The organism is Bradyrhizobium campsiandrae, assembly GCF_014529705.1.
Classification (GTDB): domain Bacteria; phylum Pseudomonadota; class Alphaproteobacteria; order Rhizobiales; family Xanthobacteraceae; genus Bradyrhizobium; species Bradyrhizobium campsiandrae.
On sequence record NZ_JAANIH010000014.1, the window covers coordinates 135,421 to 157,352 of the forward strand.

21 protein-coding genes are annotated in these 21,932 nt (G+C 64.4%); all 21 read left to right on the plus strand.

Translation table 11 applies throughout. The annotated features are described in order from the left end of the window. Window positions 1-2 precede the first annotated feature (2 nt). The gene (locus G8O24_RS13125) at window positions 3-1,199 is read left to right on the plus strand and encodes an NADH-quinone oxidoreductase subunit D (protein ID WP_188099810.1); all 1,197 of its coding nucleotides are present in this window, start codon (window positions 3-5) and stop codon (window positions 1,197-1,199) included. Then, window positions 1,199-2,161, plus strand: coding sequence for an FkbM family methyltransferase (locus G8O24_RS13130; RefSeq protein WP_188099812.1), 963 nt, complete (start codon window positions 1,199-1,201; stop codon window positions 2,159-2,161). Before G8O24_RS13125 ends, G8O24_RS13130 begins: the two co-directional genes overlap by 1 nt. A 12-nt stretch (window positions 2,162-2,173) precedes the next feature. Beyond that, entirely contained in the window at window positions 2,174-2,785 is a 612-nt protein-coding gene (gene nuoE, locus G8O24_RS13135; protein WP_188099814.1) for an NADH-quinone oxidoreductase subunit NuoE, read from the plus strand. Further along, window positions 2,785-2,988: a hypothetical protein gene (locus G8O24_RS13140; protein WP_188099816.1), complete on the plus strand. Its 204-nt coding sequence runs from the start codon at window positions 2,785-2,787 to the stop codon at window positions 2,986-2,988. Before nuoE ends, G8O24_RS13140 begins: the two co-directional genes overlap by 1 nt. A 15-nt stretch (window positions 2,989-3,003) precedes the next feature. Continuing rightward, window positions 3,004-4,329 (plus strand): NADH-quinone oxidoreductase subunit NuoF, encoded by a 1,326-nt coding sequence (nuoF, locus tag G8O24_RS13145; RefSeq protein WP_188099818.1) that lies wholly within the window; start codon window positions 3,004-3,006, stop codon window positions 4,327-4,329. Between the two features lie 5 nt (window positions 4,330-4,334). Next, complete coding sequence (gene nuoG / locus G8O24_RS13150; protein ID WP_188099820.1) at window positions 4,335-6,410, plus strand: NADH-quinone oxidoreductase subunit NuoG; 2,076 nt, start codon at window positions 4,335-4,337, stop codon at window positions 6,408-6,410. 5 nt (window positions 6,411-6,415) lie between these two features. Continuing rightward, window positions 6,416-7,483, plus strand: a complete 1,068-nt coding sequence (gene nuoH / locus G8O24_RS13155) for an NADH-quinone oxidoreductase subunit NuoH (protein ID WP_188099822.1) — start codon at window positions 6,416-6,418, stop codon at window positions 7,481-7,483. Between the two features lie 8 nt (window positions 7,484-7,491). Further along, window positions 7,492-7,986, plus strand: a complete 495-nt coding sequence (nuoI, locus tag G8O24_RS13160) for an NADH-quinone oxidoreductase subunit NuoI (RefSeq protein ID WP_191093171.1) — start codon at window positions 7,492-7,494, stop codon at window positions 7,984-7,986. Between the two features lie 9 nt (window positions 7,987-7,995). Continuing rightward, a complete protein-coding gene (locus tag G8O24_RS13165; protein WP_188099824.1) occupies window positions 7,996-8,634 on the plus strand; it encodes an NADH-quinone oxidoreductase subunit J in 639 nt (212 codons plus the stop codon). Continuing rightward, window positions 8,631-8,939: an NADH-quinone oxidoreductase subunit NuoK gene (gene nuoK, locus G8O24_RS13170; protein ID WP_008547737.1), complete on the plus strand. Its 309-nt coding sequence runs from the start codon at window positions 8,631-8,633 to the stop codon at window positions 8,937-8,939. Before G8O24_RS13165 ends, nuoK begins: the two co-directional genes overlap by 4 nt. Before the next feature lie 8 nt (window positions 8,940-8,947). Further along, a complete protein-coding gene (gene nuoL / locus G8O24_RS13175) occupies window positions 8,948-11,068 on the plus strand; it encodes an NADH-quinone oxidoreductase subunit L (RefSeq protein WP_188099826.1) in 2,121 nt (706 codons plus the stop codon). Further along, complete coding sequence (locus tag G8O24_RS13180; RefSeq protein WP_188099828.1) at window positions 11,069-12,577, plus strand: NADH-quinone oxidoreductase subunit M; 1,509 nt, start codon at window positions 11,069-11,071, stop codon at window positions 12,575-12,577. A 22-nt stretch (window positions 12,578-12,599) separates the two neighbouring features. Beyond that, entirely contained in the window at window positions 12,600-14,036 is a 1,437-nt protein-coding gene (gene nuoN / locus G8O24_RS13185) for an NADH-quinone oxidoreductase subunit NuoN (protein ID WP_188099830.1), read from the plus strand. Window position 14,037: 1 nt separating this feature from the next. Then, complete coding sequence (locus G8O24_RS13190; RefSeq protein ID WP_188099832.1) at window positions 14,038-14,844, plus strand: biotin--[acetyl-CoA-carboxylase] ligase; 807 nt, start codon at window positions 14,038-14,040, stop codon at window positions 14,842-14,844. After that, window positions 14,844-16,514, plus strand: a complete 1,671-nt coding sequence (locus G8O24_RS13195; RefSeq protein ID WP_188099834.1) for a ribonuclease J — start codon at window positions 14,844-14,846, stop codon at window positions 16,512-16,514. The genes G8O24_RS13190 and G8O24_RS13195 overlap by 1 nt, the downstream gene beginning before the upstream one ends. A gap of 44 nt (window positions 16,515-16,558) precedes the next feature. After that, the gene (mce, locus tag G8O24_RS13200) at window positions 16,559-16,963 is read left to right on the plus strand and encodes a methylmalonyl-CoA epimerase (RefSeq protein ID WP_188099835.1); all 405 of its coding nucleotides are present in this window, start codon (window positions 16,559-16,561) and stop codon (window positions 16,961-16,963) included. An 8-nt stretch (window positions 16,964-16,971) separates the two neighbouring features. Next, a complete protein-coding gene (locus G8O24_RS13205; RefSeq protein ID WP_188099837.1) occupies window positions 16,972-17,247 on the plus strand; it encodes a DUF1467 family protein in 276 nt (91 codons plus the stop codon). Window positions 17,248-17,280: 33 nt separating this feature from the next. Beyond that, the gene (locus G8O24_RS13210) at window positions 17,281-17,628 is read left to right on the plus strand and encodes a hypothetical protein (protein ID WP_188099838.1); all 348 of its coding nucleotides are present in this window, start codon (window positions 17,281-17,283) and stop codon (window positions 17,626-17,628) included. A 33-nt stretch (window positions 17,629-17,661) separates the two neighbouring features. After that, window positions 17,662-18,942, plus strand: a complete 1,281-nt coding sequence (gene mtnK, locus G8O24_RS13215; RefSeq protein WP_188099853.1) for an S-methyl-5-thioribose kinase — start codon at window positions 17,662-17,664, stop codon at window positions 18,940-18,942. A 317-nt stretch (window positions 18,943-19,259) separates the two neighbouring features. Then, on the plus strand, window positions 19,260-20,849 hold the full coding sequence (locus tag G8O24_RS13220) for an ABC transporter substrate-binding protein (protein WP_188099840.1): 1,590 nt from the start codon (window positions 19,260-19,262) through the stop codon (window positions 20,847-20,849). A gap of 60 nt (window positions 20,850-20,909) precedes the next feature. Beyond that, complete coding sequence (locus tag G8O24_RS13225) at window positions 20,910-21,833, plus strand: ABC transporter permease (protein WP_188099841.1); 924 nt, start codon at window positions 20,910-20,912, stop codon at window positions 21,831-21,833. The last annotated feature ends 99 nt before the right edge of the window (window positions 21,834-21,932 follow it).

Below are 21,932 nucleotides of genomic sequence, written 5' to 3' on the forward strand. Positions count from 1 at the left end.
TCATGAACGAGCAACCTGAAAACCTTCGCAATTTCACCATCAACTTCGGGCCGCAGCATCCGGCCGCGCACGGCGTGCTGCGTCTCGTGCTGGAACTTGACGGCGAAGTCGTCGCCCGCGTCGATCCCCATATCGGCCTGCTTCACCGCGGCACCGAGAAGCTGATCGAGCAGAAGACGTACTTGCAGGCGATCCCGTATTTCGATCGGCTCGACTATGTCGCGCCGATGAACCAGGAGCACGCCTTCTGCCTCGCCGCCGAGAAGCTGCTCGGCATCGAGGTGCCGCGCCGCGGCCAGCTGATCCGCGTGCTCTATTGCGAGATCGGCCGCATCCTGTCGCATCTGCTCAACGTCACGACGCAGGCGATGGACGTCGGCGCGCTGACCCCGCCGCTGTGGGGCTTCGAAGAGCGCGAGAAGCTGATGGTGTTCTACGAGCGCGCCTCGGGCAGCCGTATGCACGCTGCGTTTTTCCGCGTCGGCGGCGTGCATCAGGACCTGCCGCAGAAGCTGATCGACGATATCGAGGCCTGGTGCGATCCGTTCCTGAAGGTCGTCGACGACCTCGACCGCCTGCTCACGGCGAACCGCATCTTCAAGCAGCGCAACGTCGACATCGGCGTCGTGCCGCTGAAGGAAGCCTGGGAGTGGGGCTTTTCGGGCGTGATGGTGCGCGGCTCGGGCGCGGCCTGGGACCTGCGCAAGTCGCAGCCCTACGAGTGCTACGCCGAGATGGATTTCGACATTCCGATCGGCAAGAACGGCGACTGCTACGACCGCTATTTGATCCGCATGGAAGAGATGCGCCAGTCCGTGCGCATCATGAAGCAGTGCATCCAGAAGCTGAATGCGCCCGACGGAAAGGGACCCGTCGTCGTCGAGGACAACAAGGTCGCACCGCCCCGTCGTGGCGAGATGAAGCGTTCGATGGAAGCGCTGATCCACCACTTCAAGCTCTACACTGAAGGCGTGCACGTGCCGGAAGGCGAAGTCTACGCCGCGGTCGAAGCGCCCAAGGGCGAGTTCGGCGTCTATCTGATCTCCGACGGCACCAACAAGCCCTACAAGTGCAAGATCCGCGCGCCGGGCTTTGCCCATCTGCAGGCGATGGACCACATCTGCCGCGGCCATCTGCTCGCCGACGTCTCGGCCATTCTCGGCTCGCTCGACATCGTGTTCGGAGAGGTCGATCGGTGATGGCGCAGGCGCCAATCCAGTTTGACCGTGCCTCGGGGGCCCTTGAAGGGGCCAACCTGTGGGAGCGGACGGCTGCCTTGGCGCTGGTAACGGGATCGAAGATCTCCTCGCACTTCTCGCATATGGGCTACATCGCCTGCGCCAATCTGCTGCGCAAGACGCTCCCCGAGCGCAACATCGCGATCAAGCTCAACCCGGACGCCGTGTTCGAATTCCCTTACGGCGACGGCTATTGGAGCAAGCTGCTCAACCGTTCCTATTGCTACGAGGACGAGCTGGAGCTGCTGTTCGCGGACTCCATCGACGTCGATTACACGCTGATCGATTGCGGCGCCAATTACGGCTACTGGTCGGTGCTGGTCTCGAGCAAGCCGTTCGGTTCGCACAAGGCGATCGCGATCGAGCCGTCGGGCCAGAACTATCCGAAGCTGGCCAACAATGCGCGCATCAACGGTGGCCGTTTCGAGACCATGAAATGCGCCATCGGCGCGGCCCGCGGCACCGCGCGTCTGTCGGGCACCAAGCACGAGGCCTTCAGCATTGCCGGCGACGCATCGGCGGGCGGTGAAGAAGTGCCCGTTCTTGCGCTCGACAATCTGATCGATGACGGCAAGGTCGCCAGCACCGGCAAATACCTGATCAAGCTCGACGTCGAGGGCGTCGAGATCGAGGCGATCAAGGGCGGCGCCCGGCTGCTTCAGACCGACAGCGTCATCCTGTGCGAGGAGCACGGCAGCGACCGCTCGCATGCGGTGTCGCGCTTCATCCTCGAACAGACCCCCTTGAGGCTGATCGTGCTCGATCCGCGCACCAATCGCCTGGAGACCGTGACCGAGCTGTCGATCCTCGATCGCATCAAGGTCTCGACCCACGTCGGCTACAATGTTTTCGGCACCGCAAGCGCATTCTGGCAGGACAGGATCGATGCCCTGAATGCGAAAACCGCGCGCCGCATGCAGTGAGAGATTGAAGACATGTCCGTCCGCCGATTAGCACCGAAGGAAGTCCAGCCCGCGAGCTTTGCGTTCACGGAGGAAAACCTCGCGTTCGCCAAGCAGCAGATCGCGAAATATCCGGCCGGACGCCAGGCTTCGGCCGTCATCGCCATCCTCTGGCGCGCGCAGGAGCAGCACGACGGCTGGGTGTCGGAAGCCGCGATCCGCGTCATCGCCGACATGCTCGACATGCCCTATATCCGCGTGCTCGAGGTCGCGACCTTCTACACGATGTTCCAGCTCGCCCCCGTCGGCAAGAAGGCCCACGTCCAGGTCTGCGGCACCACGCCGTGCCGCCTGCGCGGCGCCGAAGACCTCATCCATGTCTGCGAGAGCCGGATCCATCACGAGCCCTTTCACCTCTCCAAGGACGGCAATTTCAGCTGGGAAGAGGTGGAGTGCCTGGGCGCCTGCGTGAATGCGCCGATGGTGCTGATCGGCAAGGACACCTATGAGGACCTGACCACGGAGAGCTTCGGCAAGGTGCTCGACGGTTATGCATCCGGCAATCCGCCGAAGCCCGGTCCGCAGAACGGCCGCCAATTCTCCGCACCGATGGGCGGCCCGACCACGCTGAAGGAGACCTCCTGATGGGTCTTCCGTCCAAGGCGAACGAGGGGAGCGGAGCCGTGAACAAATGGGGCTTCGTCGCCATGCACGCCGCGCTTGCGGCCGCCTTCATGTTCCTGCTGCAGCGCTTCGTGATGAACGCGACGCAGGAATCCAGTCTGCTCTGGGCGCTGACCTTCGCCGTCTGCGCCGCCGGGCTTGCCTACAAGCAGGCCAACCGTTGATCGGAAAGCACTGATATGCTCGAGGACAAGGACCGCATCTTCAAGAACCTCTACGGCCTCCAGGATTGGGGGCTCGAGGGCGCGCGGCGCCGTGGCGCCTGGGATGGCACCAAGGCCATCATCGACAAGGGCCGCGACTGGATCATCAACGAGATGAAGGCCTCAGGGCTGCGCGGCCGCGGCGGCGCCGGCTTCCCGACCGGGTTGAAGTGGTCCTTCATGCCGAAGGAATCCACCGACGGCCGTCCCAGCTATCTCGTCGTCAATGCCGACGAATCCGAGCCCGGCACCTGCAAGGACCGCGAGATCATGCGGCATGATCCGCATCTGCTCATCGAGGGCTGCCTGATCGCCAGCTGCGCGATGGGGGCGCACACCTGCTATATCTATGTCCGCGGCGAGTTCATCCGGGAGCGCGAGCACCTGCAGGCCGCGATCGACCAGGCCTATGACGCCAAGCTGGTCGGCAAGGACAACGTCAACGGCTGGCCGTTCGACATCTACGTCGCGCATGGCGCCGGCGCCTATATCTGCGGCGAAGAGACCGCGCTGCTCGAGAGCCTCGAAGGCAAGAAGGGCCAGCCGCGCCTGAAGCCGCCGTTCCCGGCCAATGTCGGCCTGTTCGGCTGCCCGACCACCGTCAATAACGTCGAGTCCATCGCGGTGGCGCCCGACATCCTGCGCCGCGGTGCCGCCTGGTTCGCCGGCATCGGCCGTCCGAACAATGTCGGCACCAAGCTCTTCTGCATCTCCGGCCATGTCGAGCGGCCGTGCAACGTCGAAGAGGCCATGGGCATTCCGTTCCGTGAGCTGATCGAGAAGCATTGCGGCGGCATCCGCGGCGGCTGGGACAATCTCAAGGCCGTGATCCCCGGCGGCTCGTCGGTGCGCATGGTGCCGGCCGAGCAGATCATCGACACGCCGATGGATTTCGACAGTTTGAGCAAGCTGCGCTCGGGCCTCGGCACCGCGGCCGTGATCGTGATGGACAAGTCGACCGATTTGATCCGCGCCATCGCCCGCATCTCCTATTTCTACAAGCACGAGAGCTGCGGCCAGTGCACGCCGTGCCGCGAGGGCACGGGGTGGATGTGGCGCGTGCTCTCCCGCATGGCCGAGGGCCGCGCCCACAAGCGCGAAATCGACATGCTGCTGGAAGTCACCAAGCAGATCGAGGGCCACACCATCTGCGCGCTCGGCGATGCGGCCGCCTGGCCGATCCAGGGCCTGATCACGCATTTCCGTCACGAGATCGAAGCGCGCATCGACCAGTATTCGCACAAGGCCGATGTCGACGACATCGGTGTCCGCGATCCCGTGAACATGGTCGCGGCGGAGTAAGAGACATGACCAAGCTCATCATCGACGGCAAAGAGATCGATGTTCCCGCCGACTACACGCTGCTGCAGGCGTGCGAGGCGGCCGGCGCCGAGATTCCGCGCTTCTGCTACCACGAGCGGCTGTCGATCGCCGGCAATTGCCGGATGTGCCTCGTCGAGGTGAAGGGCGGCCCGAAGCCGGTCGCGTCCTGTGCCTGGGGCGTGCGCGACTGCCGTCCGGGCCCCAAGGGCGAGCCGCCGGAAATCTCGACGCGTTCGCCGATGGTGAAGAAGGCCCGCGAAGGCGTGATGGAATTCCTCCTGATCAACCATCCGCTGGACTGCCCGATCTGCGACCAGGGCGGCGAGTGCGATCTGCAGGATCAGGCGATGGGCTATGGTGTCGACACCAGCCGCTTTGCCGAGAACAAGCGCGCGGTCGAGGACAAATATCTCGGCGCGCTGGTCAAGACCTCGATGAACCGCTGCATCCAGTGCACGCGCTGCGTCCGCTTCTCGGCGGAAGTCGCCGGCGCACCGGAGATGGGCGCGACCGGGCGCGGCGAGGACATGGAGATCACGACCTATCTCCAGCACGCGCTGACCTCGGAGCTGCAGGGCAATCTCGTCGACATCTGCCCGGTCGGCGCCCTGACCTCGAAGCCTTATGCGTTCGCGGCGCGTCCGTGGGAGCTCGGCAAGACCCAGTCGATCGACGTCATGGATGGCGTGGGATCTGCGATCCGCGTCGACACGCGGGGTCGTGAGGTGATGCGCGTGCTGCCGCGTATCAACGAGGCGGTCAACGAGGAGTGGATCTCGGACAAGACCCGCCACATCGTCGATGGCCTGCGCACCCAACGCCTGGATCGTCCGTACATCCGCGAGGCCGGCAAGCTGCGCGCTGCGACCTGGCCCGAGGCCTTCGCCGCGATCGCGGCCAAGGCGGCCCGCACCGACGGCAAGCGCATCGGCGCGATCGCCGGCGACCTCGCCGGTGTCGAGGAGATGTTCGCGCTGAAGGACCTCTTGTCCAAATACGGTTCCGGCAATCTGGCGGTGCAGGGCGGCGACGCCTTCGATCCCGCGCTCGGCCGCGGCTCCTACATCTTCAATCCGACGCTGGCGGGCGTCGAGCAGGCCGATGCGCTGCTCATCATCGGCGCCAATCCGCGGAAAGAGGCGGCGGTGTTCAACGCCCGCATCCGCAAGCGCTGGCGCGCCGGCGGCTTCAAGGTCGGCGTGATCGGCGCCAAGGCCGATCTGACTTATGATTACGACCACCTCGGTGCCGGCACCGAGACGCTCGGCGAGCTCGCTGCCGGCAAGCACTCCTTCATGGACGTGCTGAAGAACGCCAAGAACCCTGTCATCCTGGTCGGCGCGGGCGCAACCTCGCGTCACGACGGCGCCGCCATTCTCGCAAGCGCCGCCAAGCTCGCGCTCGACGTCGGCGCGCTCAAGGACGGCTGGAACGGCTTTGGCGTGCTGCACGAGACCGCTTCGCGCGTCGGCGCGCTCGACATCGGCTTCGTGGCCGGACAGGCCGGGCTGAACGCTGCGCAGATGACGACCTTCGGCACGCTGGACTTGCTGTTCCTGCTCGGGGCGGACGAGATCAAGGCGCCTGACGGCACCTTCGTCGTCTATATCGGCACCCATGGCGACCGTGGCGCGCATCGCGCCGACGTCATCCTGCCGGCGGCGGCCTACACCGAGAAATCAGCGATCTACGTCAACACCGAAGGCCGCGTGCAGATGACCGGCCGTGCCGCGTTCCCGCCGGGCGAGGCCCGCGAGGACTGGGCGATCATCCGCGCATTGTCGGAAGCGCTCGGCAAGAAGCTCGGCTATGACTCGCTTGCCGCCCTGCGCCAGGTGATCTTCAAGGCCGTGCCGCACCTGATCCGTCTCGACCAGATCGAGGCCGGCTCCGCCGACCAGATCAAGAAGCTGGCCGGGAAGGGCGGTTCGCCCGAGAAGGCACCGTTCAAGCCTCTGGTCGAGGACTTCTATTTGACCAACCCGATCGCGCGTGCGTCCGCCGTGATGGCGGAATGCTCGCGGCTTGCCTCCGGGCAGATGCTGACCGCAGCGGAGTGAGCAGAATGGAATTCTTCGAAAGCGCATTCTGGACCGGTTTCCTCTGGCCGCTGATCATCATGATCGCGGAGAGCGTGCTGGTGCTCGTCGTCCTCCTGGTGGCGATCGCCTACATCCTGCTCGCCGACCGCAAGATCTGGGCGGCGGTGCAGATCCGCCGCGGTCCGAACGTGGTCGGTCCCTGGGGCCTGTTCCAGTCCTTCGCCGACCTGCTCAAGTTCGTGCTGAAGGAGCCGATCATTCCGGCCGGCGCCAACAAGGGCGTGTTCCTGCTGGCGCCTTTGGTGTCCTGCGTGCTCGCGCTCGCTGCCTGGGCGGTGATCCCGACCAATCTCGGCTGGGTGATCTCCGACATCAATGTCGGCATCCTCTTCATCTTCGCGATCTCGTCGCTGTCGATCTACGGCATCATCATGGCCGGCTGGTCGTCGAACTCTAAATATCCGTTCCTGGCCGCGCTCCGCTCGGCGGCGCAGATGGTGTCGTACGAGGTCTCGATCGGCTTCGTCATCATCACCGTGCTGCTCTGCGCCGGCACGTTGAACCTGTCGGCGGTGGTGGAGGCCCAGCATGCCCGCGGCCTTGCCAGCCTGATCGGGCTGCCGCAGCTCACCATCCTGAACTGGTACGTCTGGCCGCTATTCCCGATGTTCGTGGTGTTCTACGTCTCGGCGCTGGCGGAAACCAACCGTCCGCCCTTCGACCTGGTCGAAGCGGAGTCCGAGCTGGTCGCCGGCTTCATGGTCGAATACGGCTCGACGCCGTATTTGCTGTTCATGCTCGGCGAATACGTCGCGATCGTCACGATGTGCGCGATGGCCACGATCCTGTTCCTCGGAGGCTGGCTGCCGCCGGTGGACCTGCCGCCCTTCAACTGGGTGCCGGGGATCATCTGGTTCGCGCTGAAGCTGTTCTTCATGTTCTTCCTGTTCGCGATGGCAAAGGCGATCGTGCCGCGCTACCGCTACGACCAACTGATGCGTCTCGGCTGGAAGGTGTTCCTGCCGCTGTCGCTGGCGATGGTGATCGTGGTGGCCGGCGTGCTGCAATTCGCCGGCATCGCGCCGAAGTGAGGGCCGTCATGGGTATCAACGTCAACGCCACTGCACGCTCGCTTCTGCTGTCGGAATTCGTCTCGGCGTTCTTCCTCGCCATGCGCTATTTCTTCCAGCCGAAGCCGACGCTGAACTATCCGTTCGAGAAGGGGCCGATCTCGCCGCGTTTCCGCGGCGAGCATGCGCTGCGCCGCTATCCGAACGGCGAAGAGCGCTGTATCGCCTGCAAGCTGTGCGAGGCGGTCTGCCCGGCGCAGGCCATCACCATCGAAGCCGGCCCGCGCCGCAACGACGGCACCCGCCGCACCGTGCGCTACGACATCGACATGGTGAAGTGCATCTATTGCGGCCTCTGCCAGGAGGCCTGTCCGGTCGACGCCATCGTCGAAGGTCCGAACTTCGAGTTCGCGACCGAGACCCGCGAGGAACTGTTCTATGACAAGGCCAAGCTGCTCGCCAACGGCGATCGCTGGGAACGCGAGATCGCGAAAGCGATCGAGCTCGACGCGCCGTACCGGTGAGGTGAGGGCATGATCCTTCCCGCGCTGTTCTTTTATCTCTTCGCCGGCGTCTGCGTCGCCTCGGCCGTGATGGTGATTGTCTCGCGCAATCCCGTGCACTCCGTGCTGTACCTGATCCTGGCCTTCGTCAACGCCTCCGGCCTGTTCGTGCTGATGGGCGCCGAGTTCCTCGGCATGATGCTGATCGTCGTCTATGTCGGCGCGGTCGCGGTGCTGTTCCTGTTCGTGATCATGATGCTCGATGTCGACTTCCTCGAGCTGCGCGAAGGCTTCATCCAGTACCTGCCGGTGGGCGTCGTGATCGGCGGCATCTTCCTGTTCGAGCTGCTCCTGACCGTCGGCGCCTGGGTCATCAACCCCGGCCTCAGCAAGACCATCACGGCGCCGATCCCCGCCAACGTGTCGAACACCGAGGCGCTGGGCCTCGTGCTCTATACGAAGTACGTCCACTATTTCCAGCTCTCGGGCATGGTGCTGCTGGTCGCCATGATCGGCGCGATCGTGCTGACGCTGCGCCACAAGGCGAGCGTGAAGCGGCAGGACATCAACGTTCAGAACGCACGCACGCCCGAGATGGCGATGGCGATGCGCAAGGTGGCGCCGGGGCAGGGACTCCAGGACGCTGACGCGGCGGAGTGGGTGAAATGACGATCGGGCTCGGACACTACCTGGCGGTCGGCGCGATCCTGTTCACGCTCGGCATCCTCGGCATCTTCCTGAACCGCAAGAACATCATCGTCATCCTGATGTCGATCGAGCTGATCCTGCTCTCGGTCAACATCAACCTGGTGGCATTCTCGACCTTCCTCGGCGACATCGTCGGTCAGGTCTTCGCACTGCTGGTCCTGACCGTCGCAGCCGCCGAAGCCGCGATCGGTCTTGCCATCCTGGTGGTCTATTTCCGCAACCGCGGCTCGATCGCGGTTGAGGACGTCAATCTGATGAAGGGCTGAGCTCTCAAATGGTCCAGGCAATTGTCTTTCTGCCGCTGCTGGGCGCCATTCTGGCCGGCCTGATCGCGCTGGTCGGCGCCCATGGCCGCAATCCCTCGGGCGACGAGCTCGAGCATCACGGCGATCACGGCCATGGTCATGGTGCTGGCGCGCACGCCCATGCGTCCGATACGATCAGCGAGGATGCCTCGGTCATTCACGAGACGCATCACGAGCCCGGCGACGGTCACGACGATCACGGCCATGGTCCGGTCGAGCCGCCGGCGGCGGGCTCGCGCGGCGCCGAGCTGATCACCACGGCGCTGCTGTTCGTCTCGGCGGCGCTGTCCTGGATGACGCTGGTCGATGTCGGCTTCAAGGGCCATGACCTCAGGATCCAGCTGCTGCCCTGGATCTTCTCCGGCGACCTCCAGGTCTGGTGGACGCTGCGCGTGGACACGCTCACCGCCGTGATGCTGGTGGTGGTCACGACCGTGTCCTCGCTCGTGCACCTCTATTCCATCGGTTACATGGACGAGGATCCGAACCGGCCGCGCTTCTTCGGCTATCTCTCGCTGTTCACCTTCGCCATGCTGATGCTGGTGACCGCCGACAACCTTGTGCAGATGTTCTTCGGCTGGGAAGGCGTCGGCCTCGCGAGCTATCTCCTGATCGGCTTCTGGTATCAGAAGCCCTCGGCGAACGCCGCCGCCATCAAGGCCTTCGTGGTCAACCGCGTCGGCGATTTCGGCTTCGCGCTCGGCATCTTCGCGATCTTCATGCTGACGAGCTCGACCGATTTCGAGACCATCTTCCATGCCGCGCCCGGCCTGACCGGCAAGACCATCGACTTCCTCGGCTGGCATGCCGATGCGCTGACGCTCACCTGCCTCCTGCTGTTCATGGGCGCGATGGGCAAGTCGGCGCAGTTCCTGCTGCACACCTGGTTGCCGGACGCGATGGAAGGCCCGACGCCGGTGTCGGCGCTGATCCACGCCGCGACCATGGTCACCGCCGGCGTCTTCATGGTGGCGCGCCTGTCGCCGCTGTTCGAACTCGCCCCGAACGCCCAGGCTGTCGTGATGTTCTTCGGTGCGACCACCGCGTTCTTCGCGGCGACCATTGGTCTCGTCCAGAACGACATCAAGCGCATCGTGGCGTATTCGACCTGTTCGCAGCTCGGCTACATGTTCGTGGCGATGGGGGCAGGGGCCTACTCGGTCGGCATGTTCCATCTGTTCACGCACGCCTTCTTCAAGGCGCTGCTGTTCTTAGGTTCCGGCTCGGTGATCTACGCGATGCACCACGAGCAGGACATCCGCAACATGGGCGGCCTGTGGCGCAAGATCCCGTACACGTTCGCGGTGATGACCGTCGGCACGCTGGCGCTCACAGGCTTCCCGCTATTCGCCGGTTACTTCTCCAAGGACGCGATCATCGAGGCGGCCTATGCGTCGCATAACGCGTTCTCGACCTACGCCTATCTGCTGACGATCGTGGCCGCCGGCCTGACCTCGTTCTACTCCTGGCGTCTGGTGTTCAAGACCTTCTTCGGCGAGCCCCACGACCAGGCGCACTACGAAGCCGCGCATGAAAGCCCGATCTGGATGCTGATCCCGATTGGCGTGCTGGCCGTCGGCTCGGTGCTGGCCGGCTTCCCGTTCAAGGAGCTGTTCACCGGGCCGCATGGCGTCGAGGAATTCTTCCGCGAGTCCGTGAAGATGAACCCGCATATCCTCGAGGATATGGAGCACATGCCGCATCTCTTGGGCTGGTTGCCCTTCGTGATGATGGTTGGCGGCTTCCTGGTGTCTTACACCTTCTACATCCGCAAGCCCTATTTGCCGGTCGAGCTCGCGAACACCCAGCCGATGCTGTACCAGTTCCTGCTCAACAAATGGTACTTCGACGAGCTGTACGACCTCATCTTCGTCCGCCCGGCGAAGTGGATCGGCTACCAGCTCTGGAAGAAGGGCGACGGCTTCATCATCGACGGCTTCGGCCCCGACGGTGTCTCGGCCCGCGTGCTGGACGTCACCCGCAACGTCGTGAAGATCCAGACCGGTTATCTCTATCACTATGCATTCGCCATGCTGATCGGCGCCGCCGGCCTGATCACCTGGTTCATGTTCGGCTTTGGAGGCCAGTAAATGACAACCTGGCCCATCCTTTCGGTCACGACGTTCCTGCCGCTGGTCGGCGCGATCATCGTTTATCTAAGCCGCGGTGACGACGAGGCGGCGAGGCGCAATTCGCGCTGGATCGCGCTGTGGACCACGATCATCACCTTCGCCGTGTCGGTGATCCTGGTGATGCGCTTCGATCCCAGCAATGCCGACTTCCAGTTCGTCGAGAAGTCGGCCTGGCTTGCCACCGGCATCACCTATCACATGGGTGTCGACGGCATTTCGCTGCCGCTGGTGATCCTCACCACGGCCGTGATGCCGTTCTGCATCATCGCCAGCTGGAAGGCGATCACGAGCCGCGTCCGCGAATATATGATGGCGTTCCTGATCCTGGAAACGCTGATGATCGGCACGTTCTCGGCGCTCGATCTCGTGCTGTTCTATTTGTTCTTCGAGGGCGGCCTGATCCCGATGTTCCTGATCATCGGCGTCTGGGGCGGCCCGCGCCGGGTCTATGCGTCGTTCAAGTTCTTCCTCTACACGCTGCTCGGCTCGGTCTTGATGCTGCTCGCCATCATGGCGCTGTACTGGAACGGCGGCACCACCGACATCCCGACCCTGATGCACACCGCCGTGCCGCGGTCCTTGCAGACCTGGGCCTGGCTCGCCTTCTTCGCCTCGTTCGCGGTGAAGATGCCGATGTGGCCGGTGCACACCTGGCTTCCCGACGCTCACGTCGAGGCGCCGACCGCGGGCTCCGTGGTGCTCGCCGCGATCCTCCTGAAGATGGGCGGCTACGGCTTCTTGCGCTTCTCGCTGCCGATGTTCCCGCTGGCCTCGCACGACTTCGCGCCGGTGGTCTTCACGCTCTCCGCCATCGCCATCATCTACACCTCGCTGGTGGCCTTGATGCAGGAGGACATGAAGAAGCTGATCGCGTACTCGTCGGTCGCGCATATGGGCTTCGTCACCATGGGCATCTTTGCCGGCACCATGCAGGGCGTCGCCGGCGGCGTGTTCCAGATGATCTCGCACGGCATCGTCTCCGGCGCGCTGTTCCTCTGCGTCGGCGTCGTCTATGACCGCCTGCACACCCGCGAGATCGCGGCCTATGGTGGCCTCGTCAACCGGATGCCGCTCTACGCGATGACCTTCATGGTCTTCACCATGGCCAATGTCGGCCTGCCCGGCACGAGCGGATTCATCGGCGAGTTCATGACGCTGCTCGGCACCTTCAAGGTCTCGATCCCGACCGCGTTCTTCGCCACCTTTGGCGTGATCCTCTCGGCCGGTTACGCGCTGTGGCTCTACCGCAAGGTGGTGTTCGGCGCGCTGGTCAAGCCGTCGCTGGCGAGCATCAAGGATCTCACCTTGCGCGAATGCGTGACGTTGTTCCCGATGATCGCGCTGACGATCCTGTTCGGCGTCTATCCGAAGCCGGTGCTCGACATGTCGGCCGCTTCGGTCCAGCAACTCGTCAATAATTACAACACCGCTGTGACGGCCGTGAAGGCCGCCGCACTGCTCCATTGATCGGGCAGGTCAGGATATCGCCATGAGCTTTACGACTGCAGGTTATCAACTGGCGCCGGTGCTGCCCGAGCTCGTGCTCGCGATCGGCGCCATGGCGCTTCTGATGCTTGGCGCCTATCGCGGGCAGGGGACCACGAGCACGGTCACCACGCTGGCGGTGCTGCTGCTGATCGTGGTCGGCGTGCTCGAGTTCACGCTGCCTGCGGGCAAGCAGGTCACGTTCGGCGGCAGCTTCATCGTCGACGATTTCGCCCGCTTCATGAAGATCCTGGCGCTGCTCGGCTCGGCGGTGACGCTGATCCTGTCGACCGAGTTCCTGTCCGACCCGTCGCGCCGCATCTTCGAATACGCCATCCTGGTGCTGCTCTCGACGCTCGGCATGATGGTGCTGATTTCGGCGGGCGATTTGATCTCGCTCTATCTCGGCCTCGAATTGATGTCGCTCGCGCTCTATGTCGTGGCGGCCTCGAACCGCGACAACGCCAAGTCGACCGAAGCCGGCCTGAAGTATTTCGTGCTCGGCGCGCTGTCGTCGGGCATGCTGCTGTACGGCTCCTCGCTGGTCTATGGCTTCACCGGCACCGTCAGCTTCTCCGGCATCGCCACTGCTGCGACGATCTCGAACACCGGCCTCGTGTTCGGCCTCGTCTTCCTGCTCGCCGGTCTCTGCTTCAAGGTCTCGGCCGTGCCGTTCCACATGTGGACGCCCGACGTGTATGAGGGCGCGCCGACGCCGGTCACCGCCTTCTTCGCCTCGGCGCCGAAGGTCGCCGCGCTCGCGGTGTTCACCCGCGTCACGCTGACCGCATTCCCCGGCATCGTCTCGCAGTGGCAGCAGATCCTGGTGTTCGTCGCGATCGCCTCGATGGCGCTGGGTTCGTTCGCCGCGATCGGCCAGAGCAATATCAAGCGCCTGATGGCCTATTCCTCGATCGGCCATATGGGCTTTGCGCTGGTTGGCCTTGCCTCCGGCACCGTCGAGGGCGCGCAGGGCGTCTTGATGTACATCGTGATCTATGTCGCGATGACGTTCGGCTCGTTCTCCATCATCCTCGCCATGAAGCGCAACGGCCAGGCCGTCGAGCAGATCAGCGATTTCGCAGGGCTCTCGCGCACCAACCCGTTGCTCGCCTTCATGTTCGCGATGCTGCTGTTCTCGCTCGCCGGCATTCCGCCGCTCGCCGGCTTCTTCGCCAAGTGGTACGTTTTCGTCGCCGCCATCAAGGCGAATTTGTTCACGCTGGCGGTGATCGGCGTGCTGACGAGCGTCGTGGGCGCCTACTACTATCTCGCCATCGTCAAGACGATGTATTTCGACGAGCCGGCCGGGCAGGTCGATCCTGTCCGAGTCGAGGTGAAGACGGTGCTGGCGGTCGCGGGCCTGTTCAACATCCTATTCGCATTGTTCGCAGGGCCGGTGGTGAGCGTCGCTTCCGCCGCCGCCAAGTCGCTGTTCTAGGATGGCATTCGCGCTCGGTCCTCGCGCGTCAGCGGCGGGCTACAAGCTCGCCGCCCTGGAACGGACCGGCTCGACCAATGCCGACGCCATCGAGGCGGCCCGCGCCGGCGAGCGCGGCCCGATCTGGTTCGTGACATCGGAGCAGACCGCCGGCCGCGGCCGCCGCCAGCGCCCTTGGATCGCACCCAAGGGCAATCTTGCCGCCAGCGTGCTCGAAGTCCTCGATGTCGCTCCTGCGGTGGCTGCCACGATCGGTTTTGCCGCCGGGTTGGCGGAGGATGCTGCCCTTGAGAGAGTCAGCCTGGAGGCAGCGCTCCGGCTTGGCCCAGACCGACCCCGGTATGCCCTGAAATGGCCCAACGACATCCTCGCCAACGGCAAGAAGCTGGTCGGCATTGGCCTTGAAGCCGAAGCCATCGGCGATCGTCTTGCCATCGTGGTCGGGATCGGCACCAACATCGTGGCGGCCCCGGAGGGCACGCCGACGCCGGCGGTATCGCTCGCAGCCCTCGGCGTCCAGATCAGCGCCGAGGAGCTGTTCTCGGCCCTGTCGGACGCCTGGGTCGAGTTCCGCGGCATTTGGGACAATGGCCGCGGCTTTGCCGAGATACGTAAGCTGTGGCTGGAGCGCGCCGCCCGCCTGGGTGAGCCGATCGCGATCCATACGGGGACCACGGTCTTGGAAGGCGTTTTCGACACGATCGACGACACCGGCTGCCTGATCGTCCGCACCGCGGAGGGGCGCCTTGTGCCCGTGGCGGCGGGCGAAGTGTTCTTCGGCCCGGTCCGCTCGGTGGGAGCTGCGTGATGGCGAGGCCCGACGAACTGGTGTTTGCCCCGCTCGGCGGTGTCGGCGAGATCGGCATGAATCTGTCGATCTACGGCCTCGGCAACCGCCATCAGCGTTCTTGGTTGGCGGTCGACCTCGGCGTCTCCTTCGGCGACGAGGAGCATCTGCCGGGCATCGACCTGATCATGCCCGACATCAGCTTCCTGGAGAAGGAACGCAAGAACCTGATGGGGCTGGTGCTGACCCACGCCCACGAGGATCATTTCGGCGCCATCATCGACCTCTGGCCCAAGCTGAAATGCCCGATCTATGCGACGCAGTTCAGCGCGGCATTGTTCGAGGCCAAATGCGCCGCCGAGCGCAACGCACCCGTGATCCCCGTCACCGTGGTCCCCTCGGGGGGGCGCATCGATGTCGGCCCGTTCAACGTCGAGTTCATCCCGGTCGCGCATTCGATCCCGGAAGCGCATGCGCTGGCGATCCACACGGACGCCGGCACCGTGCTGCACACCGGCGACTGGAAGATCGACCCGACCCCGACGCTGGGACGTCCGACCGACGAGAAGCGCCTGCGCGAGCTCGGCGAGGAGGGTGTGCTCGCCTTGATCGGCGACTCCACCAATGCGGTGCGCGACGGCCGCTCGCCGTCGGAGGCTGAAGTCGCCCGCACCATCATCGATCTCGTGAAATCCGCCAAAGGCCGCGTCGCCGTCACGACCTTTGCCTCCAACGTCGCGCGCATCAAGGCCGTCGCCGACGCTGCGAAGGCCGCCGACCGCGAGGTCGTCGTGGTCGGCCGTGCCATGGAGCGCGTGGTGCAGGTCGCGCGCGAGACTGGCTATCTCGACGGCGTGCAGAACTTCCGCTCGCCCGAGGTCTACGGCCATCTGCCGCAGGACAAGGTGCTGGCGCTCTGCACCGGCAGCCAAGGCGAACCCCGCGCCGCGCTGGCGCGCATCGCCAATGACGACCATCCTGAAATCACGCTCAACCGCGGCGACAGCGTGATCTTCTCCTCGCGCACGATCCCCGGCAACGAGAAGGCGGTCGGCTCGATCATCAACAATCTGGTGCTGCAAGGCGTCGAGGTGCTGACCGACCGCGACCATCTGGTCCACGTCTCGGGCCATCCGCGCCGCGACGAGCTGCGTGACATGATCTCCTGGGTGAAGCCGCAGCTCTTGATCCCTGTCCATGGCGAAGCGCTGCATCTGAACGAGCATGCCAAGCTCGCGCGCGCCGCCGGCGTGCCGCGCGTCCTGGTCATTCGCAATGGCGACCTGGTCAAGCTCGGCCCCGGCGATCCCGGCGTGGTCGGCGAGGTGCCGTCGGGCCGGCTCTACAAGGACGGCACCATCCTGGAGGATTCGAAATCCCGCGCCGTCGTCGAGCGCCGCCGCATGGCGTTCTCCGGCTGCGCCTTCGTCGCCATCGCCATGACTGCGCAGGGCGAGCTCGCCGACGAGCCCGAGGTCGATCTGGTCGGCATTCCCGAGAAGAACCGGGCAGGCGAGCCGTTCGACGACATCGTCTTCGATGCCGTGATGTCCACGGTCGAGGGCCTGCCGAAGGCGCGCCGGCGGGATCCGGATGCGCTGGCGGAATCGGTGCGACGCGCCGTCCGGGCCGTCATCAACGAACATTGGGGCAAGAAGCCCCCCTGTCTGGTCCACGTCCTGACGGTGTAGATTGGGCGCGATCTTTCGGATCATGCCTTAAAGGGAGAAGAAACATGCTGGGTCGCCTCAACCACGTCGCGATCGCCACCAAGGACGCCGTCAACGCCGCCAGGATCTACGGCGCGGCCTTCGGGGCGCAGATTTCCGAGGCCGTGCCGCTGCCGGAGCATGGCGTCATCACCGTGTTCGCCACGCTCCCCAACACCAAGATCGAGTTCATCGAGCCGCTCGGCGAGGCCTCACCGATCGCAAAATTCGTCGAACGCAACCCCGACGGCGGCATCCACCATGTCTGCTACGAGGTCGTCGACATCATCGCCTCGCGCGATACGCTGGTGAAGGAGGGCGCGCGCGTGCTCGGCGACGGTGTGCCCAAGATCGGTGCCCACGGCAAGCCGGTGCTGTTCCTGCATCCCAAGGACTTTTCCGGCGCATTGGTCGAAATCGAGCAGGCATAAGCCGGATCATGGCCGTCCAGCTCTCAACCGCGCTCGCGATCTACTTCGTGATCTGGTGGGTCTCGCTGTTCCTGACGTTGCCGTTCGGCGTGCGCAGCCAGCACGAGGAGGGCGGCGGCGCGCCCGGCACCGACCCCGGCGCGCCCGTGCTGACCGGCATGAAGCGCAAGCTGGTCTGGACCACGATCATCTCGGCGATCATCTACGGCCTCGGTCTTGCCGCCTATCACGCCGGCTACCTTTCGCTGGAGCGTCTGTCGAGATTGATGGGAATGCCGTTCTAGCGATTTTGCATTGCGTCGTTGTTGGGGGAACGAATGACTTTTCAGAGGATCGTCGTTGCGCTTCTGGTGTTGATCGTCGCGGGCCTCGGGGCCGTCGGCTATGTCGAGTGGAAGATGGCCGTGCAGGTGCGGACGCTGAAGGCGTTCGTGGAAGGTTACGTCTTCAACGAGGCGGTGCTGGCCTGCGAGCAGGCCAAGAGCTCGACCCCGTTCAAATGGAACGGCGGCAAGAGCACCTCGGTGATCGGCCTGAACTCGGTCAAGCTCGATAAATACACCGTCAGCGCCAGCTACACGCTGGTGGCGGACAGCGTCTATTGTGATTACGATCCCATCAAAAGAAAGGCCGAGATCGGCTCGAGCTTCCTGGAGCGGGAGTAACGATCCGGCCCGAACAGTTGGGAGGGCCTCGTGATGGGGCAGGGGGATTACCGGATTCTGCAGGAAGCGGCCCTGCGAGATTACCTTGCGGGCCTGCCTGACATCACGGCGCTGCTCGGCGGCGAGCCGGCCGCCTGGTCCATCACCGAGGTCGGCGACGGCAATCTCAATCTCGTCTTCATCGTGAAAGGGGCACGCGGCGGCATCGCCGTGAAGCAGGCGCTGCCTTATGTCCGCCTCGTCGGCGAGAGCTGGCCGCTGCCGCTGTCGCGGGCCCATTACGAATATCTCGCTCTGTCCCGGCAGGCCCGGCTCGCGCCCGGCCTCGTGCCGGCGCTGCTGCACCACAACGAGACGCTGGCGCTGACCGTGATGGAGCTGCTGGAGCCGCACATCATCATGCGCAAGGGGCTGGTCGCCGGCACGCGCTATCCGCGTTTCGTCGATGACATCACGACCTTCATGGCGCGGACGCTGTTCTTCACCTCCGACCTCGCGCTCATTGCCGCCGAGAAGAAGGAGGCGATCGCGGCCTTCGCCGGCAATCATGCGCTGTGCAAGATCACCGAGGACCTGATCTTCACCGATCCCTATCGCATCGCCGAGCAGAACCGCTGGACCGCGCCTTATCTCGACGGCCTCGCCGCAACCTTGCGCGAGGACATGGAGCTGCATGTCGCAATCAGCAGGCTGAAGCTTAAATTCATGGCCAGTCCCGAAGCGCTGCTCCATGGCGATCTCCACACCGGTTCGATCATGGTGACGGCGTCGGAGACGCGGGTGATCGATCCCGAATTCGCCTTCTACGGCCCGATGGGGTTTGACGTCGGCGCGGTGCTCGCCAATCTGCTGATGGCCTATTTCGCCTCCGCCGGCCACGAGCGCGCGGGCGGCGAGCGGCGCGAATTCGAGAGCTGGGTGCTGGCGACGGTCGAGCAGGTCTGGAGCGAATTTTCGCGAAAATTCCTCGATCTCTGGCGATCGGAGGCGCGCGGCGATGCCTATCCGCTCTCGCTCTTCGCCGGCGAGAAGGGCGCCGCGCGGCTCGAGGCCGAGCGGCTGGCCTACATGCAGCGCCTGTTCACCGACACCGTCGGCTTCGCCGCCGCCAAGATCATCCGCCGCATCTTCGGCCTTGCCCACAACATCGATTTCGAGCTGATCGAGGAGCCCAGAAAGCGCGCGATCAGCGAAGCCCGCGCCATCAGGCTGGCGCGGGGGATGATGGTGGAGGCGGCGGCGTTCCGAACCATCGCCGACGTCACCGGCGCTGCGCGGAAATTGCGGGAGTGGCAGCCGGAGCTATCTGGCTGAGGGCCCCTGCGCGGGCTGGGTCTGATGACCGCGAAGCGCGCGCCCTTTCATCGAGGATTCATTATTCCGCGATCCCTGGGCTGAGAGAACGATCCTGGTCCGATCTCGTCGATCACGAATGGATTTTTGCTGATCCGATCGATCGATGACGCACTGCGTCATCAGGCGCGCTTGCGTCGCGCGGGAATGCAACCACCGCGGGGTCTTCGCGCCCGCCTCAGGAACCGGCACCGGTTGCCATCAAAACGAAGCTTGCATTCGACGGGTGACGGATGATCAAATCCCCGATCGGATGACCTGCGTTGCTTGGGGGACACATGACGTTCAGGATGATGGCGATCGTCGCGGCGGCGGGACTGGCGCTCGCCGGGGCAGCGGAGGGCCAGACCCCACGCAAGGGCGGAACCATCCGCATGACCGCGCCCTATGGTTCGAGCTTCACCAGCCTCGACATCCACACCACCCAGCGCGCCCAGGACGAAATCTACGCCAAGGCCCTGCATCGCTCGCTCTACACCTGGGACTCCGCGGAGGGAAAACCGGTTCCTGAGCTTGCGAAGGAGGTCGTCGTCTCGGGCGGCGGTCTCGTTCAAACCTTCAAGCTGCGCGACGATGCCTATTTCCACAACGGCCGCAAGATGACGGCCGATGACATCATCTGGTCCTTCAACCGCATCATGGACGGCACCAAGGCCTATCCCGGCGCGCGCTTCGTCCGCATCATCGAGGGCGCGGCCGCGGTCGAGAAGGGGCAGGCCAAGGAGATCTCCGGCCTGAAGAAGATCGACGACTTCACCCTCGAAATGAAGCTGACCGAGAAGGTCGATCCCGGCTTCTATTTCTTCACCGCGCTGACGTCGATTTATCCTGCGGAGGAGGGCGCCAAGGAGAGCTTCATCCAGCACCCGATCGGTCTTGGCCCGTTCAAGTTCGTCGAGCATGTGCCGGGATCTCGCATCGTCCTGGAGCGGTGGGACCGGTTCTACAAGCCCGGCAAGCCCTACGCCGACAAGCTCATCGTGTCGATCATGGCGGAGGCCGCGGCGCGCGACGTCGCCTTCCGCAACAAGGAGATCGACACCTCGGTGCTCGGGCCGGCGCAGTACGTCGCCTACCAGAGCGACGCCGACCTCAAGGGCACCATCGTCGAGGTCGCCGAGGTCTTCACGCGCTACATGGGCATGAATCCCGCATTCAAGCCGTTCGCCGACAAGCGCGTGCGGCAGGCGATCAACTACGCGATCGATTCCGATTTGATCATCAGCAAGCTGGTCAAGAACAAGGCCTATCGCGCCACCAGCTGGCTGCCTTTGACCTCGCCGGCCTACGACAAGACCATGAAGCCGTACCCGTACGACCCCGCCAAGGCCAAGCAGCTGCTTGCCGAAGCAGGCTATCCCCAAGGTTTCGAGTTCGAATGGACCACCAGCCAGAATGAAAGCTGGGGCCTGCCGATCGTCTCGGCCGTCATTCCGATGCTGGACAAGGTCGGCATCAAGGCAAAGGTCAAGCAGGTCGAGACCGCGGTGCTGTCGGAGGTGGTGCGCACCGGCGACTACCAGGCCTTCATCTATTCCCAGCAGAGCGGCCCCGATCCGCTGGCCGCACTCAAATGCTTCCACTCCTCGACGCCGCAACCGGCCTGCAACTACATGAACTACAGGAATGCCGAGTTCGACAAGATCCTCGACGAGGCGGGGCAGGCCGACGACGCCGGCAAGCGCACCCAGCTGCTGCAAAAGGCCAATGCGCTGCTCTATGACGAGGCGCCGGTGTGGTTCTTCAACTACAACAAGGCCGTCATGGCGGTGCAGCCCTGGCTCCACGGCATTCAGAAGAACCCGACCGAGCTGACCCACCAGAACGCCGAGGAGCTCTGGGTCGACGAGACCTCGCCCGCGAAGTGACGTCAGCTTTCGCGCTCCCTCCATCGTGACACCAGGTGGTGGGAGAGAGGAACAGTCGAGATGCTCTCCTTTCTGATCCGTCGTCTGCTGCAAACCATCCCGACCGTGCTCGCCGTGGTGCTGCTGGTGTTCGTGCTGTTCAGCGTCGTTCCCGGCAGCATCGCCTCGACCATGAGCGAGGATGCCGATCCCCAGGTCGAGCTGCGCCTGAAGCAGCAGCTCGGCCTCAACGACCCCGTCCATGTGCGCTTCGGCAATTACATCGCAAAGCTCGCCACCGGTGATTTCGGGACCTCGTTCCGGACCCGCGAGCCGGTCACCACCATGATCGCCAAAAGGGCCTGGCCGACGCTGCAGCTGATCGTCACGTCGATGGCGTTTGCGGTCCTGCTCGGCGTGCCGCTCGGCTTCGTCGCCGCCTTGCGGCCGGGCGGCCTCGTCGACAGCGCGGCGATGGTGCTGGCGGTGTCGGGCCTGTCCATCGCCAAATTCTGGCTCGGGCTGGTGTTGATGTATCTCTTTGCCTTGAAGCTCGGCTGGCTGCCGAGCTTTGGCTATGGCGATGGCGGCTTGAAATATCTGCTGCTGCCGGCCGTGACGCTCGGCGTCTCGCCGATGGCGCTGTTCGCGCGGACGACGCGCGCCGCGGTGCTCGAGATCATGACCGCCGATTTCGTCCGCACCGCGCGCTCCAAGGGCATGAGCGAGACCCGTGTGGTGAAATGGCACGTGATGCGCAATGCGCTCGTCATCATCCTCACCACCGTCGGCCTGCAGTTCGGTGGGTTGATGGGGCAGGCGGTCGTGGTCGAAAAGCTGTTCTCCTGGCCCGGCATCGGCTCGCTGCTGGTCGACAGCGTCCTGCAGCGCGACATCCCGGCCGTGCAGGGCTCCATTCTCGTGGTGGTGCTGGCCTTTCTCGCGATCAACCTGCTGGTCGATGTGCTCTACGGCGTGATCGATCCGAGGATCCGATACGCATGAACGCGAGCCGGCTTCGTCACGGGTACTGCGCTCCCTCTCCCGCTTGCGGGGGAGGGTTGGGGAGAGGGTATCTCCGCGTTGGGGCTATCGAGAATTCGC

What these genes read in the sequence shown, in the direction of transcription:
- mtnK (WP_188099853.1), top strand. Translation starts at nt 17,662, where the DNA reads ATGGGGCAGGGGGATTACCGGATTCTGCAGGAAGCGGCCCTGCGAGAT.
- mce (WP_188099835.1), top strand. Translation starts at nt 16,559, where the DNA reads ATGCTGGGTCGCCTCAACCACGTCGCGATCGCCACCAAGGACGCCGTC.
- G8O24_RS13190 (WP_188099832.1), top strand. Translation starts at nt 14,038, where the DNA reads ATGGCATTCGCGCTCGGTCCTCGCGCGTCAGCGGCGGGCTACAAGCTC.
- nuoG (WP_188099820.1), top strand. Translation starts at nt 4,335, where the DNA reads ATGACCAAGCTCATCATCGACGGCAAAGAGATCGATGTTCCCGCCGAC.
- G8O24_RS13225 (WP_188099841.1), top strand. Translation starts at nt 20,910, where the DNA reads ATGCTCTCCTTTCTGATCCGTCGTCTGCTGCAAACCATCCCGACCGTG.
- nuoL (WP_188099826.1), top strand. Translation starts at nt 8,948, where the DNA reads ATGGTCCAGGCAATTGTCTTTCTGCCGCTGCTGGGCGCCATTCTGGCC.
- nuoH (WP_188099822.1), top strand. Translation starts at nt 6,416, where the DNA reads ATGGAATTCTTCGAAAGCGCATTCTGGACCGGTTTCCTCTGGCCGCTG.
- nuoE (WP_188099814.1), top strand. Translation starts at nt 2,174, where the DNA reads ATGTCCGTCCGCCGATTAGCACCGAAGGAAGTCCAGCCCGCGAGCTTT.
- nuoK (WP_008547737.1), top strand. Translation starts at nt 8,631, where the DNA reads ATGACGATCGGGCTCGGACACTACCTGGCGGTCGGCGCGATCCTGTTC.
- G8O24_RS13195 (WP_188099834.1), top strand. Translation starts at nt 14,844, where the DNA reads ATGGCGAGGCCCGACGAACTGGTGTTTGCCCCGCTCGGCGGTGTCGGC.
- G8O24_RS13205 (WP_188099837.1), top strand. Translation starts at nt 16,972, where the DNA reads ATGGCCGTCCAGCTCTCAACCGCGCTCGCGATCTACTTCGTGATCTGG.
- G8O24_RS13130 (WP_188099812.1), top strand. Translation starts at nt 1,199, where the DNA reads ATGGCGCAGGCGCCAATCCAGTTTGACCGTGCCTCGGGGGCCCTTGAA.
- G8O24_RS13180 (WP_188099828.1), top strand. Translation starts at nt 11,069, where the DNA reads ATGACAACCTGGCCCATCCTTTCGGTCACGACGTTCCTGCCGCTGGTC.
- G8O24_RS13210 (WP_188099838.1), top strand. Translation starts at nt 17,281, where the DNA reads ATGACTTTTCAGAGGATCGTCGTTGCGCTTCTGGTGTTGATCGTCGCG.
- G8O24_RS13125 (WP_188099810.1), top strand. Translation starts at nt 3, where the DNA reads ATGAACGAGCAACCTGAAAACCTTCGCAATTTCACCATCAACTTCGGG.
- nuoI (WP_191093171.1), top strand. Translation starts at nt 7,492, where the DNA reads ATGGGTATCAACGTCAACGCCACTGCACGCTCGCTTCTGCTGTCGGAA.
- G8O24_RS13140 (WP_188099816.1), top strand. Translation starts at nt 2,785, where the DNA reads ATGGGTCTTCCGTCCAAGGCGAACGAGGGGAGCGGAGCCGTGAACAAA.
- nuoN (WP_188099830.1), top strand. Translation starts at nt 12,600, where the DNA reads ATGAGCTTTACGACTGCAGGTTATCAACTGGCGCCGGTGCTGCCCGAG.
- G8O24_RS13220 (WP_188099840.1), top strand. Translation starts at nt 19,260, where the DNA reads ATGACGTTCAGGATGATGGCGATCGTCGCGGCGGCGGGACTGGCGCTC.
- G8O24_RS13165 (WP_188099824.1), top strand. Translation starts at nt 7,996, where the DNA reads ATGATCCTTCCCGCGCTGTTCTTTTATCTCTTCGCCGGCGTCTGCGTC.
- nuoF (WP_188099818.1), top strand. Translation starts at nt 3,004, where the DNA reads ATGCTCGAGGACAAGGACCGCATCTTCAAGAACCTCTACGGCCTCCAG.